The 18540-nt window shown below is 31.8% G+C and carries 20 protein-coding genes and 1 tRNA gene; 16 read left to right on the top strand and 5 right to left on the bottom strand.

Annotated features, from left to right (window positions below):
* Nucleotides 1-19 precede the first annotated feature (19 nt).
* Nucleotides 20-103 (bottom strand) — tRNA-Leu (locus tag PLD14_01510).
* Nucleotides 104-170: 67 nt separating this feature from the next.
* Here PLD14_01510 and PLD14_01515 point away from each other — a divergent pair.
* Together PLD14_01515 and PLD14_01520 are read left to right on the top strand one after the other, a co-directional pair.
* Complete coding sequence (locus tag PLD14_01515) at nt 171-932, top strand: AAA family ATPase (GenBank protein ID HPR79876.1); 762 nt, start codon at nt 171-173, stop codon at nt 930-932.
* Between the two features lie 11 nt (nt 933-943).
* The gene (locus PLD14_01520; protein HPR79877.1) at nt 944-1822 is read left to right on the top strand and encodes a ParB/RepB/Spo0J family partition protein; all 879 of its coding nucleotides are present in this window, start codon (nt 944-946) and stop codon (nt 1820-1822) included.
* Nucleotides 1823-1853: 31 nt separating this feature from the next.
* Here the strand turns inward: PLD14_01520 and topA are convergent, their stop codons facing one another.
* From topA to pth, 4 genes are read right to left on the bottom strand one after another with little or no spacing between them, the layout of a single operon-like run.
* A complete protein-coding gene (gene topA, locus PLD14_01525) occupies nt 1854-3869 on the bottom strand; it encodes a type I DNA topoisomerase (GenBank protein HPR79878.1) in 2016 nt (671 codons plus the stop codon).
* 25 nt (nt 3870-3894) lie between these two features.
* On the bottom strand, nt 3895-4506 hold the full coding sequence (dprA, locus tag PLD14_01530) for a DNA-processing protein DprA (GenBank protein HPR79879.1): 612 nt from the start codon (nt 4504-4506) through the stop codon (nt 3895-3897).
* On the bottom strand, nt 4494-5084 hold the full coding sequence (locus PLD14_01535; protein HPR79880.1) for a GDSL-type esterase/lipase family protein: 591 nt from the start codon (nt 5082-5084) through the stop codon (nt 4494-4496). Before PLD14_01535 ends, dprA begins: the two co-directional genes overlap by 13 nt.
* Nucleotides 5081-5620 carry an aminoacyl-tRNA hydrolase gene (gene pth, locus PLD14_01540; protein HPR79881.1) on the bottom strand — a complete coding sequence of 180 codons (540 nt, stop codon included), beginning with the start codon at nt 5618-5620 and terminating at the stop codon, nt 5081-5083. Before pth ends, PLD14_01535 begins: the two co-directional genes overlap by 4 nt.
* A 75-nt stretch (nt 5621-5695) precedes the next feature.
* Between pth and lepB the strand changes: the two genes are divergently transcribed.
* The 14 genes from lepB to PLD14_01610 all read left to right on the top strand — a co-directional run bounded on the left by lepB (nt 5696) and on the right by PLD14_01610 (nt 18518).
* A complete protein-coding gene (lepB, locus tag PLD14_01545) occupies nt 5696-6271 on the top strand; it encodes a signal peptidase I (GenBank protein HPR79882.1) in 576 nt (191 codons plus the stop codon).
* A 3-nt stretch (nt 6272-6274) separates the two neighbouring features.
* Nucleotides 6275-7558: a histidine--tRNA ligase gene (gene hisS, locus PLD14_01550; protein HPR79883.1), complete on the top strand. Its 1284-nt coding sequence runs from the start codon at nt 6275-6277 to the stop codon at nt 7556-7558.
* 1 nt (nt 7559) lies between these two features.
* On the top strand, nt 7560-7781 hold the full coding sequence (locus PLD14_01555; GenBank protein ID HPR79884.1) for a 30S ribosomal protein S21: 222 nt from the start codon (nt 7560-7562) through the stop codon (nt 7779-7781).
* Between the two features lies 1 nt (nt 7782).
* Entirely contained in the window at nt 7783-8280 is a 498-nt protein-coding gene (locus tag PLD14_01560; GenBank protein HPR79885.1) for a GatB/YqeY domain-containing protein, read from the top strand.
* Between the two features lie 110 nt (nt 8281-8390).
* Nucleotides 8391-8795, top strand: a complete 405-nt coding sequence (ybeY, locus tag PLD14_01565) for an rRNA maturation RNase YbeY (GenBank protein ID HPR79886.1) — start codon at nt 8391-8393, stop codon at nt 8793-8795.
* 13 nt (nt 8796-8808) lie between these two features.
* Nucleotides 8809-10077 carry a cell division protein FtsA gene (ftsA, locus tag PLD14_01570; GenBank protein ID HPR79887.1) on the top strand — a complete coding sequence of 423 codons (1269 nt, stop codon included), beginning with the start codon at nt 8809-8811 and terminating at the stop codon, nt 10075-10077.
* A 5-nt stretch (nt 10078-10082) separates the two neighbouring features.
* Nucleotides 10083-11021, top strand: coding sequence for a cell division protein FtsZ (gene ftsZ, locus PLD14_01575; GenBank protein ID HPR79888.1), 939 nt, complete (start codon nt 10083-10085; stop codon nt 11019-11021).
* A gap of 94 nt (nt 11022-11115) precedes the next feature.
* Entirely contained in the window at nt 11116-13251 is a 2136-nt protein-coding gene (locus PLD14_01580; protein HPR79889.1) for a ribonucleoside triphosphate reductase, read from the top strand.
* Between the two features lies 1 nt (nt 13252).
* On the top strand, nt 13253-13531 hold the full coding sequence (nrdD, locus tag PLD14_01585) for an anaerobic ribonucleoside-triphosphate reductase (GenBank protein ID HPR79890.1): 279 nt from the start codon (nt 13253-13255) through the stop codon (nt 13529-13531).
* Between the two features lie 36 nt (nt 13532-13567).
* On the top strand, nt 13568-14275 hold the full coding sequence (locus tag PLD14_01590) for an anaerobic ribonucleoside-triphosphate reductase activating protein (GenBank protein ID HPR79891.1): 708 nt from the start codon (nt 13568-13570) through the stop codon (nt 14273-14275).
* Nucleotides 14275-14880: a rhomboid family intramembrane serine protease gene (locus tag PLD14_01595; protein HPR79892.1), complete on the top strand. Its 606-nt coding sequence runs from the start codon at nt 14275-14277 to the stop codon at nt 14878-14880. Before PLD14_01590 ends, PLD14_01595 begins: the two co-directional genes overlap by 1 nt.
* Nucleotides 14877-16319, top strand: a complete 1443-nt coding sequence (locus PLD14_01600; GenBank protein HPR79893.1) for a ComEC/Rec2 family competence protein — start codon at nt 14877-14879, stop codon at nt 16317-16319. The genes PLD14_01595 and PLD14_01600 overlap by 4 nt, the downstream gene beginning before the upstream one ends.
* Before the next feature lie 16 nt (nt 16320-16335).
* Complete coding sequence (locus PLD14_01605; GenBank protein HPR79894.1) at nt 16336-17634, top strand: hypothetical protein; 1299 nt, start codon at nt 16336-16338, stop codon at nt 17632-17634.
* Complete coding sequence (locus tag PLD14_01610) at nt 17619-18518, top strand: EamA family transporter (GenBank protein HPR79895.1); 900 nt, start codon at nt 17619-17621, stop codon at nt 18516-18518. Before PLD14_01605 ends, PLD14_01610 begins: the two co-directional genes overlap by 16 nt.
* Nucleotides 18519-18540: the final 22 nt, after the last annotated feature.

An 18540-nucleotide genomic window follows, 5' to 3' on the forward strand; every position in this document is an offset into this window, starting at 1 on the left:
AATAAAAAAAACACAAATGTGCCGAAGGAGAGACTTGAACTCTCACGGGGTTGCCCCCATAGCATTTTGAGTGCTACGCGTCTGCCAGTTCCGCCACTTCGGCATATATCTTTATTTACCATAAAAAACATTGTTTGTAAATTTAAAAGCCTTGTGTTAAAATTATATTAATGACTCGAGTAATCGCTATTGCTAATCAAAAGGGTGGAGTCGGGAAAACAGCAATTGCTGTTAATTTACCCGTGTTTTTAACTGCCTTTGGAAAGAAGGTTCTTCTTGTTGATATTGATCCCCAAGCTAATGCTACTTTTTCGATGGGAATAAAACCTAGAGATTTGAATATATCTTTATATGAAGCATTATTAGGGCAAGTTTCTCCGAGAGATATCATCAAGAAGACTCCTTTTTTGGCTTTTGATATTATGCCAACTTCACATAATTTAGCTGGAGCTAATATAGAATTGGTTAACATGGAAAATAGAGAGTTCAAATTAAAAGAAGTATTAGATACAATTAAAGACCAATACGATTTCGTTTTAATAGATTGTCCTCCTAGTTTAGGATTGTTAACTTTAAATGCTTTGATTGCTGCCGATGAAGTTTTAATTCCAGTTCAATGTGAATATCTAGCAATGGAAGGATTAGGGCAATTATTACAGAACATTAAATTGATTAATGATAATTTAGAAATGAATATTAAAGTATTAGGTTCAGTAATGACAATGTACAATAGGAAGAATAGAGTTTGCGCGGCAATTTCAAAAGATCTAAGAAGAAGCTTTCCTGGTTATGTGTTTGATACTGTTATTCCTCGAACAGTTTCTTTGTCTGAATCTCCTATAACCGGTAAAACAATTTTAAGGCACTCTCCTAATTCTCGTGCTGTCCATGCTTTTAGAGAACTAGCACGTGAAATAATATCAAAAAATTAATAATTTAAAATATGATTGGAAAAGGAATTGAATCATTGATACCTAAAAAAGATACTTCTATTCCCGAAGATAAGATTCGTAAGGATTTTATCTTCTGGATTGAGATAGAAAAAATAAAGCCTAATCCTTATCAGCCTCGTAAAGAATTTGATGAGGAAGCTTTAGAGTCTTTGGGAGAATCAATCAAAAAGTATGGAATACTTCAGCCAATTATAGTTAATAAGATAGAAAAAAAGAGCGATAGAGGAATTACATATGAATATCAGATTGTTGCAGGAGAAAGAAGGTGGAGGGCAGCTGATAAAATTGGTTTAAAACAGGTTCCAGTAATTATTCGTGAGCAGTCAAACAGAGAAAAATTAGAAATAGCTTTAATTGAAAACGTACAAAGAAGGAACTTAAATCCAATTGATAAGGCCGAGGCTTTTGACAGACTAAGAGAGGAATTTGGTCTTTTAGAAAAAGAAATTGCTAGAATTGCTGGAACAAGCAGAGAAGCTATTGCTAACAGCTTAAGAATATTAGCCTTACCAGTAGAAGTTAAAAAAGCTTTAAAAGAGGGAAGCGTATCAGAGGGGCACGCTAGGGCATTATTGGGATGTAAAGACGTTAAAATGATTAAAGAGTTATTAGAGGAAATAATAACTAATGGATATTCAGTTAGAGAAACGGAAAGGAGAGTAAAAGAAAGAAATGCTGGAGCTGGTCCTAAAAGAAGCTTTGTTAAGCAAGTTCCTTTAATGGTTAGCGAGTTTTTAGAAAAGAAAGTTAGACAAATATTAAACTTGGAAAATATAAAGATTGAGAAGAAAAAAGATAGTATTCAGGTGGTAGTTAATTTCAAGTCAGAAGATGATGTCAACGAATGGCTTAAGAAATTAAGAGGATAATATCGCCAATAAGAAAACTGCAAGTTGATAATTACTTGCAGTTTTTGTTTGAACATTTTATTTTTTTTCCTTTTTCTACCATTAAGGCTCCACATTTAGGACACTTTTCTCCGGTTGGTTTATCCCATAAGGCAAAATTACAATCAGGCCAATTGGGACAGCCATAGAATATTTTACCTTTTTTTGTTTTCTTTTGAGTTATTTCTCCTTGATTACATTCGGGACAGATGATGCCTGTCTTTTTTGTTTTATCTTCAATATTTTCAGTATGTTTACAATCAGGGAATCCAGTGCAGGCTAAGAACTTTCCAAATCTTCCTGTTTTAATAGCTAATGGTTTTCCGCATTTAGGACAAACCTTATCAGTAATAACTGGTTCTTCTTTTTTCTTTTCTACTTCATTGTATTTATTTTCAAGATTTTCATTAAAGGGAGTATAGAAATCTTTTAAAATAGTTTTCCAGTTTTCGTTCCCTTCAGCGATTTCATCTAGTTCCTTTTCCATGTTAGCAGTGAATTTAATGTCTACTATTTGAGGAAAATGTTCAACAAGAATTTGATTAACCGTTGTTCCTATTTCTGTGGGTTCAAATCTTCTTTCTTTGTTTTTCTCAACGTAGTTTCTAGCTTGGATAGTTGAGATAATAGGAGCATAGGTTGATGGTCTTCCGATTTCGTTTTCTTCTAATTCTTTAATTAAACTGGCTTCAGTATATCTGGCTGGTGGTTGAGTAAAATGCTGTTCTGGTTTTATATTAACTAAATCAACGTTTTCTTCTTCTTTTAATTGAGGAAGAGTTTTTTCTTCAAACTTCATCGGATAGACCTTTAAGAATCCATCGAATTTTAAAGTTGATCCATTGCTTTGTAATGTGTAGTTATTGTCTGTTTTAACTTCAACTTTAATTGAATCAAAAATAGCTTCAGTCATTTGGGAAGCAACAAATCTATTCCAAATTAGTTTGTATAGTTTTTTGTATTTATCTTCAATCTTTAAACTGTCAGGTTCATTTTCAATGTTTGTTGGCCTAATAGCTTCATGAGCTTCTTGCGCTCTTCCTTTAGTTTTAAATCTTCTTAATTGATGATAATTATTTCCGAATTTATTATTAATAAAGTTTTGAGCTGAATGAAGGGCTTGTTCAGAAAGATTCAAAGAATCTGTTCTGTGATAAGTAATTAAACCTTTTTCATATAGAGTCTGAGCAACACTCATCGTCATTTTAGCTGGATACCTTAATTTTTTTGAACCTTCTTGTTGCAAAGAAGAAGTTGTAAATGGAGGAAGAGGAGTTCTTTTTGTTTCTTTTTTTTCAATCGAAGCAATTGAATATTTAGCTGCCTCCAGTTCTTTTTTAATATCTTCTCCTTGGTCTTTAGTTTTAATTCCCATTTTGGAAATAGCTTTTCCATCTTTCTTGCTTAGAATAGCTTCGAATTGTTCTTTCGACTCTTTTTCCAATAAAGCAGTTATGCTCCAGTATTCTTCTGGCTTAAAGTTTTTGATTTCATTTTCTCTATCAACTATTAATCTAACTGCAACCGATTGAACTCTTCCAGCAGAAAGGCCTCTCATTACTTTTTTCCAAAGGAATGGGGAAAGTTTGTATCCTACAATTCTATCCAAAACTCTTCTTGCTTGTTGTGCATCAGCTAAATCAAGATTTAATTCAGTTGGATTTTTTAAAGCCTCTTCAATAGCTGGTTTGGTAATTTCGTGGAAAGATATTCTTTTATACTTATCTTTATCTAATTTTAGAACTTCAATTAAGTGCCAAGCGATAGCTTCTCCTTCTCGATCAGGATCGGTAGCGACATATACCGTATCAGCTTTTTCTACTTCTTTTTTGAGAAGGTTAACATTTTTTCTGGCTTTAGTTGGAATAACATATTTAACCTCAAAGTCTTTTTCTACATCAACACCCAGGGTGCTTTTTGGTAAATCTCTAATGTGTCCATATGAAGAAAGGACGCTTGTTTCGGCGCCTAAGAATTTTTTAATCGTATTAGCTTTGGTTGGACTTTCAACAATTATTAATGATTTCATGTATTTTTCATATCATTTTTAAAACTTAAAGGCAAATATCATTGGCTGATAAAACTGGAATTGCTCCGCTTAAAATTAAATAATCGGTTCCTTCAGAACCAGGAACAGCGTAAATTGTTTTTCCTTGTTCTTGTGCATATTTTACTGTATGCATAGTGCCTGATTTTATTTGTGTTTCAATTACTAAAACAGCGGATGATAAACCGGCGGTAAGTCTATTTCTTTGAATGAAAGAAAATTTAGTTGGTCTGGTCTTGCTTGGATATTCAGAAATTAAAAGTCCTCCTCTTTCTAGAATTTTTTTAGATAGATTTTCATTTTCTTTAGGGTAGATTCTTTCAATTCCAGAAGGGAGAATAGCAATAGTTGATTTATTAGATTTTAAAGCTGATAAATGTGCGAAGGTATCAATTCCTCTAGCGAGACCAGAAACAATAACAAAATCTTGTGGCAAGTTTTTGATAATTCGTAAACAGATATTTTTATTTTGATTTAAACAATTTCTTGAGCCAATTACGGCTAGGCAGGGTTGATTCCAGATAATATGTCCTTTGTAATAGATATTTTTAGGAGGATTTTTTATTTCCCTTAATTTCTTTGGATATTTTTTATCTTCAAAAGAAATTATTCCCTCCATATTGATTCAATTGCATTTTTTATTATTCCGAACATCTTTTGATGTCCGATTGAACTTGGATGCAATCCATCACATAAATCATCATCGTTTATTAATAATCCTAGCATTTCAATAAACATTAAATCATTATCTTCGCAAAAAGATCTGATAGCCTCATCGTATTCTCCAATACTTTGATTGTTATATGATTTACCGGTTTCGCTTGGGAAATAAGGATTAGTTTTGGTTTCATCTACATTAGTTAAACCGATGAATATAATTTTATCAGTGAATTGTTTTGCTTTATCTGTAAGAGAGGCTAGATTGTTACGAAATTTTTCTAAATTTACGGGCTTATTTTCTTTTATGCTTAATGAGTCATTTATTCCGATGGCAAAGATGATAATATCTGGTTTTCTAGCTTCTGTCTCAACAGCAAATCTTTTAAGTAGTTCTTCGGTGGTATCTCCAGATATTCCAAGATTGTAAACATCAATGTCTTCAGTCATTAAATAATTTTTTAATCGATCAGCCCATCCTCCTTTTTCGTAGTCGCTGGCTCCCCAAGCTATGCTGTCTCCAAATATACAAATTGTCATACAATTAAATCAATAATTTCATTAATTATTAATTCAGCCGCTTTTTCTATGACTCCCATAGCAATAATTTCTTCTGCTTTGCTGAAGTTTTTTAAAACCACGTCTTCAAGAGAATTATTTTTAAATGATGGATCATCAGAAGCAATGCCCAATTTTAATCTTTTGAATTCATTAGTTTTCAATTCATCGATAATTGATCTAACTCCATTGTGTCCAGCGGCGCTTCTTCCCTCAACCTCTTTTATTTCTCCTAAATTAGTTTCGGCATCATCATGAATGACAATTATATCTTTAGGCGATATCTTATAGTAAGAAGCAATGCTTTTTATCGCTTTACCAGATTGATTCATATATGTCTGAGGCTTGACCAAAAGAACTTCTCCTTTTTTTGAAATCAAAGCATTGTGTTCTTTTTCCAATTTAAATTCAGGAAAGCTACACTTTCTTTGAATTTCATCAACAACCATGAAGCCATAGTTGTGCCTGGTTTTCTCATATTCAGGCCCGTAGTTTCCTAGACCAGTAATTAATTTCATATACCTATTATATGTATTTTTGAGAAAATAGTAAACCTTGCTTAAAAATTACTTTTCCCTTATAATAGTCTTATTATGGAATCAAGAGAAGTTTTTACCTTTCTATTAGACTCTTTAAAGATACTATTAATTGCTTTAGCAATAGTTATTCCCATAAGAATGCTGTTATTTCAGCCTTTTATGGTAAAGGGGTCTTCAATGGAGCCTAATTATCATTCAGGTGATTATTTAATTATCGATGAATTATCGTATAAACTAAGAGAACCTCAAAGAGGAGAGGTTATTGTTTTTAAATATCCATTGAATCCTTCATACAGATATATTAAGAGAATTATTGGATTACCAGGCGAAACAATAGAAATAAAGAATGGAGAAGTATTTGTTGGTAATAATAATGGAGAATTTAAAAAAGTTGATGAAAGTTTGTATCTTTCTACCAAGGTTCAAGAAGAATGGAAAAGTACTAATTATAATCCATTAACCTTGAAAGCAAATGAATATTTTGTAATGGGAGATAATAGAAATAATTCTTCTGATTCAAGAGTGTGGGGAGTTCTTCCTGCAAACAACATAACAGGGAGAGTATTATTAAGACTTTCTCCTTATGAAATATTAGTTAACACTTTAAGTCAAAATGCGACAACAAATTAAAATATGAGTAAACCAAAATTTCAAACGGTAACAGGAATGCACGATATTCTTCCTCAAGACCAAGCGTATTATGAAAAAATACAGGAGGCAGCGAAGAAGGTTTTTTCGTTCTATGATTTTGAAAAAATAGACACTCCTATTCTAGAAGATGCTAATTTATTTATTAAAAGCGTGGGAGAGAACACTGATATTGTTGAAAAAGAAATGTTTACTTTAAAAACTAAAGGTAAGGATTCTTTAGTTTTAAGACCAGAAGGAACAGCCTCGATAATGAGAGCATATCTTGAACATGGTTTTCTTTCTTTACCCCAACCGGTCAGACTTTGGTATTATGGACCATTTTTTAGATATGAAAAACCTCAAGCAGGAAGATATAGACAATTTAATCAATTTGGAGTAGAAATTATCGGAGAAGCAGATCCAATCGTTGATGTTCAAACTATTTTAGTAATGTATAGTGTTCTTAATGATTTAGGATTAAAAGGATTAATGGTTAAAGTTAATTCAATTGGAGACGATAATTGCCGTCCTTTATACAGAAAAGCTTTGGTTAAGTATTTAAGAGAAAAGAAATCAGGATTATGTTCTGATTGTCAAAAAAGAATGAAAGTTAATCCTTTGAGGGTTTTAGACTGCAAGAATGAAAAATGCCAAGAAGTATTGTCTTCAGCTCCTCAAAGCGTTGATTATTTATGTGAGGGATGCAAAAAACATTTGAAAGATGTCTTAGAATATCTAGATGAATTGAAAGTTCCTTATTGTTTAGATAGTCGTCTTGTTCGTGGGCTTGATTATTATACAAGAACCGTTTTTGAGATAGAATCCACAAAAGCAGGAGAAAATACGGGGGGAGTCTTGGCAGGAGGGGGAAGATATGATAACTTATCAAAGATGCTCGGAGGAGGAGAAACACCTGCTTGCGGAGCGGCTGCAGGAGTAGAAAGGATTATCGCGGAAATGAAAGAGAATAAAGCGAGAGTCAGCTTTTCTTCAGTTCCTGAAATATTTTTTGCTCAGATCGGACCTTTGGCCAAAAAGAAAAGTTTACCTATTTTAGAAGATTTAAGAAAAGCTGGAATTAAGGTAGGAGAAGCTTTTGGAAAAGACGCTTTAAAGGCCCAATTAGGAAAAGCGAGTAGGTTGGGCTCTAAAGTAGTTTTAATTTTAGGACAAAGAGAAGCCTTAAATAATATGATATTGGTAAGGAATATGCAGACAGCTAAACAGGTCGAAGTAAAACAAGAAGACATTATAAAAGAAGTTAAGAATATATTAAAAGAAAAATAGTATGAAGATACAGAAGCAATTAAGAGAAACTTCTCAATCTTTAGTGTATCGCTTTACAAAAGCCGTTCAAAAAAGTGGTGTCTTGGTTGAAGCTAGAAAAAGAAGATTCACCAAAAGAACAAAAAGCGAAAACATGCAAAGAAGAGCTGCCCTAGTTAAGGTAGAAAAAAAGAAGGAGTTTGATAAAGCCAAAAAATTGGGCAAAACCATAAATAAAAAATAATATGATCGTTGAAGAAATTAAAAAAGATTTAATTTCTGCGCTAAAAGAAAAAAATGAACTAGCCGTCTCTACCTTGAGAATGGTAACTTCTTCTATCTTTAATAAAGAAATGGAAAAGAGAGTTAAAGTTTTAGAAGTTGAACCAAATTTAAGCGAAGAACAAATAAAAGAGAGGGTTAAATTAACAGACGAAGAAGTGATAGAAGTTCTTTCTTCTGAAGTTAAAAAAAGAAGAGATAGTATTAGTCAATTTGAGCAGGGAGGTAGAACTGATTTGATTGAAAAAGAGAAGAGCGAGTTAGAAGTTTTAAAAAAATATCTTCCGAAAGAGTTGACAGAGGATGAGATTAGAAAAATTATTAAAGATTCGATTGCCAAAACAGGAGCAACGACAATGAAAGATATCGGAATTGTAATGAAAGAAGTTTCTCCACAGACAAAAGGCAAAGCAGATGGAAACATTGTGGCGAAGATTGTGAGAGAAGAGTTAGGAAATTAATTACAAGCCGCTTAAAAAGCGGTTTTTTCATACTTTAAAGGCCTTAAACGGGCCTTTTTTGGCTAAACTTGCAATAACCTTCTTAATTTAGTAAAATAGAGAAAAAGCAAATGATAGAAATAAACAATCTTTCGAAGAATTATAAAAAGATAGACAAAGTTTTTTTGAAAAAAGTTGCTGAGAAAGTTCTGAGAGGAGAAAAGAATAAAAAAAAGATAGAATTGTCTATTGCTATTGTTAATCCGGAAGAAATTAAAAAATTAAATAAGAAATATAGAAATATTAACAAGCCAACCGATGTTCTTTCGTTCGGAGAAATAGGCGAAGACATTTCAGAAGTAGTTATTTGTCCTGAAGAAGTAGAAAAGAATGGAAAAGATTTTAAAAAAGAGTTAACATTAGTTTTAATTCATGGGATCCTTCATCTTTTCAAATACGATCATGAGAAGACAAAGAAAGAGGCGGAGAAAATGTTTCAAAAACAAGAAGAATATTTTTCTAAGATTAAATTTTAATTAAATAAGCAACATGTCTAGAAAAAAAATAATTACTGGATTAGATATTGGAACGAACACAATAAAGATTTTGGGAGTTAAAAAAGATTCTGAATCTGAGCCAGAAGTTTTATTCTTTGAAAAAATAGATTCATTTGGGGTCCAAAAAGGAAGAGTTAAAGATTCAAATGAAGTTGCGAAGAGAGTAGCAGAACTTATTGAAAAAGTTGAAAGAAAACATAATTGCAGAATAGATAATATTTTTGTAAATATTAATGGAACCAAGCTTCAGCTTGTTCCGAGTCATGCTTTAGTTTCTGTGGGAAGAGCTGATCAAAAAGTTTCTTTGGAAGACATTGAAAGGATTAATGATGAAGTTAAGATGATTAATCTTCAATCTAGCAATAAAACTATTCTTGAAGTGTTTCCTCGAGAATGGATTTTAGATGGAGAAAAAGAGATAAGAAATCCATTAGGATTGCAAGGCGTAAGATTAGAATTAGATGCTTTACTTTTATCTTCTTTTAATTCAGATATTGAGGGAATTATTGACTCCGTAGAAGCAGTTGATTTAGAAGATGAAAATATTATTCCAGGACTAATAGCTGATGCTAATGCTGTTTTAACACCCAATCAGAAAGAATTAGGGGTGGCTTTGATTAATATTGGAGCTGGAACTTCTGGTGTCGCTGTTTTCGAAGAAGATAGGCTTTTGAATATGACTGTTTTTCCTATTGGCTCAGCAAATATCACCAATGATATTGCCATAGGATTTAAAACAGAAATAGAGATAGCAGAACGTATTAAAAAGCAGTATGGTTCTTGTTTGTCTAGCGATGTAAAAAAGAAGATAGATTTTAATCTTTCTGCAAATGACGAAGAAGAGGATGATGAAGAAGATATTTTAGGTAAAAAAAAGAAAGTGGTAAAGAAAAAACCTAAAAACGTATTATCTTTTTCTGAAAAAGAACTAAGTAAAATAATTGAAGCTAGGGTTTCTGAAATATTTGAATTAGCTGATAAAGAAATCAAGAAAGTTTCCAAACAAGGACTATTACCAGGAGGAATAGTTTTAACGGGAGGAGGAAGTAAGTTACCTGGCATTGTTGATTTAGCTAAAAAAGAATTTAAGCTTCCTTGCAGAATTGGATATTGCAATAGTTTAAAAGGATTAGAAAAAGATAGTTCTTTGTCTACCGTTTGCGGATTGGTTATAAGTAAAATTGACAAAGAAGTTTCTCATTCAGGAGGTGGTGGAATTGGGAAAAAAATTAAAGGGTTTTTTGAAAACTTTATTCCTTAAAATATATGAGCTTAACAAGAATAAAAGTTATAGGGGTTGGAGGGGCTGGTTCAAATACTATTGATAGATTAACGAAAGCAAAAATTAAGAATGTTGAACTAATTAGTATTAATACTGATGCCCAAGATTTAAAAAAGAAGGAAGCGCATTTAAAATTAAGAATAGGAGATAAAATTACTAAAGGATTAGGGGCAGGGATGAAGCCAGAGATAGGAAGATTATCAGCTAAGGAAAGTTATAAAGATATTGAAGAAATTTTGAAAGACAGCGATATTATTTTTTTAACATCAGGATTAGGAGGAGGGACTGGCTCTGGAGCAATGCCAATTATTTCAGAGATTGCTAAAAGATCAGGAGCTTTAACAATAGGAATTGTTACTCTGCCATTTTCATTTGAAGGAAAAAAAAGAAAAAAGATTGCCTTAAATAGTTTAGAAGATATAAGAAAAAAAATTGATGCGATGGTTGTTATTCCTAATGACAAGCTTCATGAAATGATTCCTTTAAAATCTTCAGTTGAATTAGCTTTTAATAAGTGTGACGAACTTTTAAAAGAAGCTGTTGAAAGCATCTCTAATGTAATAATGAACCCAGGAATATTTAATTTAGATTTTTCTGACATTAGAGAGATATTAAAAAGCAGTGGTTCAGCATTTTTTGGAACAGGTAAAGCGCAAGGGAAGGATAGAGCGATTCAAGCAGTAGAAAAAGCATTGCGTTCTCCGATTTCTAAGTTCCCATTAGACAAAGCAGAGGGAATTTTATTCAATGTTGCATCGGGAAATAAGAATTTTCTCTTATCAGAAGTAAAAAAAATAGCCGAGATAATAAAAAAGAAGACAGCAAGCTCGGCAAAGATAATTTTTGGAGCGTCTTTTGATAATAGTTTATTAAAAGATGAGATTAGAGTGACCGTAATAGCTACTAGTTCAGAGAAATCGTAAATTATAAGGGCTCTTATACGAGGGGCGCATAAGAAAATCTTCTAATGTTTTGTCAAAATTGACAGTAATTTTTTAGGAGTATAGAATATTAAATATGAAACTAACCAACCACATTACTAAAGTCCAAAAAAGGAATGGAAACATCGTAGAATTTCAACCAGAGAAAATTTTCAATGCTGTTTTTAAAGCAATTACTGCTACTAAGCAAGGAAACGGAAAAAAAACTAAAAAAATGGCTGATGGTGTCATCAAAATTTTAAACAGAAGGTTTAAAGTTAATGAAATTCCTCACGTTGAGCAGATTCAAGACATCATTGAGGAGGTCATGATCCTTGAAGGAGAGGCAATTGCTGCTAAAGCATTCATTTTATACAGAGAACAGAGAAGAATCTTGAGAGAATCGCAAGCGGTAGCAGAAGAAGCGGTTGATCGTGTTGATGATTACTTAGATAAATTGGATTGGGAGGTGCAAGAGAATTCAAATATGACATTTTCTTTACAAGGTCTGAATCATTACGGAGTTTCTTACATTGTAAAAAAATATTGGTTGAATAAAATTTATCCTGAAGAAGTTAGGAAAGCAAATGAATCGGGAGATATTCATTTGCACAACTTGGACACATTAGCTTGTTATTGTGTGGGATGGGATTTGTATGATTTATTACTAAGAGGTTTTGGTGGAGTTAATGGAAAAATTGAATCAGCTCCTCCAAAGCATTTTAGAAGCGCCTTAGGACAAGTAGTAAATTTTATGTACACGCTTCAAGGCGAAGCAGCTGGTGCAGTTTCGTTTTCTAATTTTGATACGTTACTTGCTCCTTTTATTCGTTATGATAATTTGAGTTATGCTCAAGTTGAACAAGCAATTCAAGAATTTTTATACAACATGGCTGTTCCAACTAGAGTTGGTTTCCAATGTCCCTTTACTAATATTACTCTTGATTTAAAACCTTCTCTTGTATTTGCTAATCAGCCAGTAATTATTGGAGGAACTCCTCAGAAAGAAAACTATTCTGAGTTTGAAGAAGAAATGAAAATGTTAGACAAAGCTTTCTATACAACCATGATTAAGGGAGATAGGAGCGGAAGACCATTCTCTTTCCCAATTCCAACAATCAATATTACTAAAGATTTCCCATGGGATGATCCTGCACTAGATCCAATGTTTGAGGCCTCAGCTAAATATGGTATTAACTATTTTGCTAATTATATCAATTCAGACATGAAGCCTGAAGATGTAAGGTCAATGTGTTGTAGACTAAGGCTTGATATGACTGAATTATCAAATAGGGGTGGAGGAGGATTATTTGGTTCAGGATCTTTAACAGGAAGTATTGGAGTTGTAACTGTTAACCTTCCAAGGATTGGATATTTATCTAAGACAAAGAAAGATTTCTTTGAAAGATTAGGCAAAGTGATGGATATTGCTAAAGAGAGCCTAGAAATTAAAAGAAAAACAATTGAAGAATTTACTTCTAAAGGATTGTATCCGTATTCTAGATATTATTTATCTGGAGTTAAAAAAGCCAAAGGACAGTATTATGCTAATCATTTTTCAACTATTGGTATCTGCGGAATGAATGAAGCATTATTGAACTATATGGGAGAAGACATTGGTTCAAAAAAGGGAAGGCAGTTTGCTTTAGAGGTGATGGACTTTATGCGTTCTAAATTAGTTGAATATCAGCAAGCGGCTAATAGTATTTATAATCTTGAGGCTACTCCTGCTGAATCAACTTCTTACAGATTAGCTCAAAAAGATAGAAAACTTTATCCCGATATTATTACCTTGGGGACAAAGAAAGTTCCTTACTATACTAACTCAACTCAATTGCCGGTAAACTATACAGATGATATTTTTGAGGAATTGAAATTACAAGATGATATTCAATGCAAATATACAGGAGGAACAGTTGAACACTTGTTTATTGGAGAAGAAATTTCTGATATCGAAACAGTTAAAACATTAATTAAAAAGATTTTTGAGAAAAACAGATTGCCTTATATCACTCTGACTCCAACTTTCTCTATTTGTCCAACTCACGGATATATTGCTGGTAAACATTTTACTTGTCCTAAATGTGCAATTGAGCAGCCTTGCGAAGTCTATTCAAGAGTTGTTGGTTATCTGCGTCCAGTCTCGCAATGGAACGAAGGCAAACAACAGGAATTCAAGGATAGAAAAGAATTTAAAGTTAAAGCCTCATTAGCAAAATTAAACAAGAAATAACATGGACACTCAAAACGTTTGTCATGATTGCGGAAAGAAAATTATTATCTCTGGAAATAATGAAATACTTAATGGTCAATTATTGAAATATTCTTTACCAGACGGAAAAGAGAAATTAATTTTTAAGTGTAATGAATGTTTTGCTGAAAGTAAAAGTTTGAAGAATTATCAGGAAACGGAAGTTTATTCAAGAGTTGTTGGTTATCTGCGTCCAGTCTCGCAATGGAACGAAGGCAAACAACAGGAATTCAAGGATAGAAAAGAATTTAAAATTTCTTAATTATGAGTGTGCGGGCTTCCGCACATTTTTAATCTTATGACAATAGGAGGATTACAAAAAGTTACCTTAGTTGATTACCCAGGCAGACTTGCTTGTACGGTTTTTCTTTCGGGATGTAATTTCCGCTGTCCTTTTTGTTATTCTAAAGAACTTGTTTTAGATCAAGAAATTAGAAATCATCCACAAATATCAGAAGATTATTTCTTTGATTTTTTAGAAGAAAAAAAAGGATTACTCGAGGGTTGTGTTATTTGTGGAGGAGAGCCAACAATTCATGGGGAAGCTTTAGTAGATTTTTTAAGAAAAATAAAAAAACAAGGTTTTTTAATTAAACTTGATACCAATGGATCTAATCCAGAAGTTATTAAAAGATTAATTGATCAAAAATTAATTGATTATATCGCCATGGATATTAAAGCTTCTTTAATAAAGGAAAAATACCAGGAAGCTTGTGGAGCAATAATTGACATCTCTAAAATTCAAGAATCAATTTCGATTATTAAGGATTCAGGAATTGAATATGAATTTAGAACAACAGTTGTTCCAGGAATTCATACCGAAGAAGATGTTATTAAAATGGCTAATGATATTGCTCCAGCTAGTAAGTATTTTATACAAAGATTTAGAGTAGAAAAAGGAACAATTGATAAAAGATTTGAAGCAGCAGTTCCTTTTCCTGATGAATTTTATAAAAAAATAGAAGAGAAAATTAAAGATCTTTTTAATACTTTTAGGATAAGATAATGATACCTCTTTATGATAAAAGAAAGATAGGGAATAGCTTTCCTTTGATAACAGCTTTCTTAATCGTTATTAATACGATTTTTTTTCTTTGTACTATTTCTAATCTTAATCATTATATTGATCTTTTTGGTTTCACCTCAGGTAAATTGTTGGATGGGAGATTTTTTACGATTTTTACTTATATGTTTTTACATGGCAATATTTGGCATTTAATTTTTAATATGTGGTTTTTGTGGGTATTTGGAAGTAATCTCGAGTCTCATTTAGGCAAAGGTAAGTTCTTAGCCTTTTATTTACTTTGCGGCATCGGTGGGGCTATTGTCTATGCTTTGGCAATGTCTGACCCCACTGCTGCGGTTATAGGGGCATCGGGAGCTATTTCAGGAGTGTTAGGAGGGTATTTAGTCTATTTTCCTAAGAATAAAATTAAGACTTTTTTCTTCTTTTTTGTCGCTTCAATTCCCGCGGTTATTTATATCTTTGTTTGGTTTTTATTACAGCTTTTTTCTACTTCAGGAATAGATACGCCCGTTGCTTATTGGGTTCATATCGGAGGTTTTGTTTCAGGATTAGCCTTTGTTAAAATGATTAAAAAGAGAAAATGACAAAATCGGAATCATTAATATATTTTTGTTTAAGCTTTGTAGGAGGTATTTGTATGGCTTCCTTTTTTGTTAATTCAATTATTGTTGAAATTATCGGATTAATTATTGGTCTTATCTTGATTGGGGCTTTTTATGAAAACAAAATAATCGTAGTAGCTGGTTTTTGTTTTATTTTTTGTTCAATTGGAATGTTTTTATTTGGTTTTAATTTGTTTAAAATTGAAAATAATGAATTAATTAAGTTCAACAATAAAGAAGTTATTTTTGAAGGTGTGATTTCTAATGATCCAGAAAGAGGAAGTGAAAAAATTCAGACAACAGTGGATATTTTAAATAATGATAAAAAGTTAGGCAGAGTCTTAGTTTTTACTGATAAATATTCTCCAGTTAATTTTGGAGATATTATTAAGATTAAGGGAACGATTAAGGTTCCCGAAAAGTTTGATAATTTTGATTATCGAGGTTATCTTGCTAAAGACGGAATATCGGCTATTATTTCTTTTCCTGAAATAGAAATTATTAAAAGCCAGAAAACTTTTATTGGCAAGGTGTATGATTTTAAAAAAGAATTAGAGCAAAGGATAAAAGATAATCTTTCTCCGAAATTAAGTTCAATATTGGAAGCAATGATTTTAGGAAATGACCAGATGATGGATAAAGAAACGAAAGACAAATTAAGCAAGAGTGGATTGAGTCATGTGATTGCTATTTCTGGTTCTCATATTGTTCTTTTTTCGGCGATGCTATTTGAGGTTTTGCTTTTCTTTGGTTTATGGAGGAAACAGGCCCTACTTAGTTCAATTGTTTTTACTCTCTTTTACGTTTTCTTAGTTGGAATGCCAGCTTCAGGAGTAAGGGCTGGAATAATGGTTGGACTTTTGTTTTTAGCTCAATTGATTTCTCGTCAATCATTTAACTTGAGGACATTAGTGATTGCAGCTTCAGTCATGTTATTATTTAATCCTTTATTGTTAAAATTTGATTTAGGTTTTCAATTGTCTTTTATGGCTGTTTTAGGAATTATATTAATGGGTCCTATTTTTAACAAATGGTTAGACGTTATTTTTAGGGGAAAAATAAATTGGCTTCAAGAAATTGTGGCGATGACAATCTCTGCTCAATTGTTTACTTTACCTTTATTAATTTCTTCTTTCGGTTATTTTTCAATAATTTCTTTGTTCTCAAATATTATTGTTTTACCGATTACACCGATATTAATGGCTTTGGGAATTCTGGTTCCTATTTTAGGACCAATCGTAGCCATTCCTTGTTCATTTCTTTTGTCGTATTTAATGTGGGTGGTAGATTTTTCTTCTCGTGCATCTTTTGCAATAATGAAAGTTGACTTACCTTTTACTGTATTGTTGATTACATATAGCCCCTTTTTATATTTAATTTATAAAGGAAAGAAAAAAGAATTGGAATTTCTGAATGGATAATGTATAATTTAAACATATGAATAAAACAGCTTGGATTGTTTCCATAAATATGGGATATGGGCATCAAAGAACTGCCTATCCTTTAAAATTTTTTGCTGAGGGCAAAGAGATTATTTGTGCTAATGATTATCGTGGAATTCCTGAAAATGATAGAAAGATTTGGGAAAATTCAAGAAGTTTTTACGAATTCATTTCTCGTTTTAAAAAATTTCCTTTATTGGGAGAATGGGCTTTTTCTCTTTTTGATATGACCCAAAAGATTAACGATATTCATAGCAACAAAGATTTATCAATTCCTAATTTTACCCAGAAAGGGACAATTCCTTTATTCGAAAAAGGATGGGGAAGGGATCTGATAGAAAAACTTAAAAAAAGTAATCCAGTTCCATTTATTTCTACTTTTTATAACCCCGTCTTTATGGCAGAATATTTTAAATATCCTAATGATATTTTTTGTGTTATTTGTGATGCTGATATTAGTCGAAGTTGGGCTCCTTTTTCAGGTAAAAAATCAAAAATAAAATATTTTGCTCCCAACGCAAGAGTAGTTAAAAGATTAAAGCTGTATGGAGTTAAAGAGGATAATATTATCTTAACTGGATATCCTTTGCCCATGGAAAATATCGGAAGTAAGGATATGGAAATACTAAAAGAAGACTTAAGAAACAGAATTATTAATCTTGACCCGTTAAAGAAATACAGAGAAAAGCATGATTTTATTATTCGTGAAAAACTTGGTAAGTTGCCTAAGGTATCCGATCATCCCTTAACTATCATGTTTACGGTTGGAGGAGCAGGAGCACAAAAAGAATTAGGCATAAAAATAATTAGAAATCTAAGAAAAATAATATACAATAAAAGATTAAAAGTCATTCTTGTAGCTGGAATCAAGAAAGAGATAAAAGATTATTTTGAAAAAGAAATTAGAAACGGAGGTCTAGGAGAATTATTGGGTGCTGGAATAGAGATTTTATATGAAAATAATTTCGAAGAATATTACAATAAATTTAATTTAGCCTTAAGGAAGACAGATGTTTTATGGACTAAACCATCAGAACTTTCTTTTTATTCAGCCTTAGGGCTTCCGATTATTATAGCTCCAATCATTGGTTCTCAAGAAGAATTTAACAGGAGTTGGTTATTGAAATCGGGTTTTGGAATAGAACAAAGAAATATTGAAAATATTAAAGATTGGTTTTATGATTATCTTCATTCAGGATATTTAGCTCAAACGGCTATGAATGGTTTTATTGATGGAGAACAGATGGGAACAATAAAAATTAAAGAAAAAATACAAAAATGTTCTGGCTCATAGCAATAATTCTTTCATATTTATCTTTTGCTCTTGCCTCTTTGGGGGATAAGATAGTTTTGTCTGGTCCTTCTAAACCAAAGTCATATACTTTTTTTGTTGGAATACTTAGTCTTTTTTCGGTATTTATAATTCCTTTTGTTGAGTTTGGTTTTCCAAGTGGAATTGGATTAGCCTTTATAGTCCTTGAAGCTATTGTTTATGTTGCTGGTCTTTATGCTATGTTTTATGCTTTAGAGAATTTCGATGTTTCCAAAGTAATGCCAACGATTGGAGCAACCCAGCCAGTTATTATTGCGATTTTGTCTGTTTTCTTTTGGGGCTATCAGAAGCTAGAAGGAAATGAAATTTTAGCTTTCATTATTCTTTTAACGGGAAGCGTTTTAATATCTATTGATAAAAATCCAAAAATTACTAAAAAAAGCTTGGAAATATCTTTAATCGCTTCTTTTCTTTTTTCTTTAGATTTTATTTATTCTAAGTTTGTTTTTACAGAAATGTCATTTTGGCAAGGATTTATTTGGATGAGAATATTTAGTTTTATTTTTGTTTTGATTTTTCTGTTTGATAAAGGATTCAGAAAAGAAATGGAAGAAGAGAATAGTGGATTTAATAAAAAAACAGGAATCGTCTTTATCGTTGCCCAAATATTTGGAGGGTTAGCAAATATCCTTCAAAGTTGGGCCATATTTCTTGTTCCGGTTTCTTATTTAGCGATAATGAATTCAATGAAAGGAATACAGTATGTCTTTTTGTTTGTTTTAGTTGTTTTAATTTCTTCATTTTTACCTAAGGTTTTAAAAGAAGAAATTAATAATAAGATAATTATTCAGAAAATTGTTTCTATCCTTCTTATTGGTTTGGGTTTGGCCATTTTAGTGCTATAAAATTTAGGGTTTGATTCTTTAC

The sequence above is a fragment of the Candidatus Pacearchaeota archaeon genome, assembly GCA_035404185.1.
Classification (GTDB): Bacteria; Patescibacteriota; Minisyncoccia; order Minisyncoccales; family Minisyncoccaceae; genus UBA2211.

Coding starts and splice junctions, on each gene's coding strand:
- PLD14_01515 (HPR79876.1), top strand. CDS start 171: ATGACTCGAGTAATCGCTATTGCTAATCAAAAGGGTGGAGTCGGGAAA.
- PLD14_01520 (HPR79877.1), top strand. CDS start 944: ATGATTGGAAAAGGAATTGAATCATTGATACCTAAAAAAGATACTTCT.
- topA (HPR79878.1), bottom strand. CDS start 3,869: ATGAAATCATTAATAATTGTTGAAAGTCCAACCAAAGCTAATACGATT.
- dprA (HPR79879.1), bottom strand. CDS start 4,506: ATGGAGGGAATAATTTCTTTTGAAGATAAAAAATATCCAAAGAAATTA.
- PLD14_01535 (HPR79880.1), bottom strand. CDS start 5,084: ATGACAATTTGTATATTTGGAGACAGCATAGCTTGGGGAGCCAGCGAC.
- pth (HPR79881.1), bottom strand. CDS start 5,620: ATGAAATTAATTACTGGTCTAGGAAACTACGGGCCTGAATATGAGAAA.
- lepB (HPR79882.1), top strand. CDS start 5,696: ATGGAATCAAGAGAAGTTTTTACCTTTCTATTAGACTCTTTAAAGATA.
- hisS (HPR79883.1), top strand. CDS start 6,275: ATGAGTAAACCAAAATTTCAAACGGTAACAGGAATGCACGATATTCTT.
- PLD14_01555 (HPR79884.1), top strand. CDS start 7,560: ATGAAGATACAGAAGCAATTAAGAGAAACTTCTCAATCTTTAGTGTAT.
- PLD14_01560 (HPR79885.1), top strand. CDS start 7,783: ATGATCGTTGAAGAAATTAAAAAAGATTTAATTTCTGCGCTAAAAGAA.
- ybeY (HPR79886.1), top strand. CDS start 8,391: ATGATAGAAATAAACAATCTTTCGAAGAATTATAAAAAGATAGACAAA.
- ftsA (HPR79887.1), top strand. CDS start 8,809: ATGTCTAGAAAAAAAATAATTACTGGATTAGATATTGGAACGAACACA.
- ftsZ (HPR79888.1), top strand. CDS start 10,083: ATGAGCTTAACAAGAATAAAAGTTATAGGGGTTGGAGGGGCTGGTTCA.
- PLD14_01580 (HPR79889.1), top strand. CDS start 11,116: ATGAAACTAACCAACCACATTACTAAAGTCCAAAAAAGGAATGGAAAC.
- nrdD (HPR79890.1), top strand. CDS start 13,253: ATGGACACTCAAAACGTTTGTCATGATTGCGGAAAGAAAATTATTATC.
- PLD14_01590 (HPR79891.1), top strand. CDS start 13,568: ATGACAATAGGAGGATTACAAAAAGTTACCTTAGTTGATTACCCAGGC.
- PLD14_01595 (HPR79892.1), top strand. CDS start 14,275: ATGATACCTCTTTATGATAAAAGAAAGATAGGGAATAGCTTTCCTTTG.
- PLD14_01600 (HPR79893.1), top strand. CDS start 14,877: ATGACAAAATCGGAATCATTAATATATTTTTGTTTAAGCTTTGTAGGA.
- PLD14_01605 (HPR79894.1), top strand. CDS start 16,336: ATGAATAAAACAGCTTGGATTGTTTCCATAAATATGGGATATGGGCAT.
- PLD14_01610 (HPR79895.1), top strand. CDS start 17,619: ATGTTCTGGCTCATAGCAATAATTCTTTCATATTTATCTTTTGCTCTT.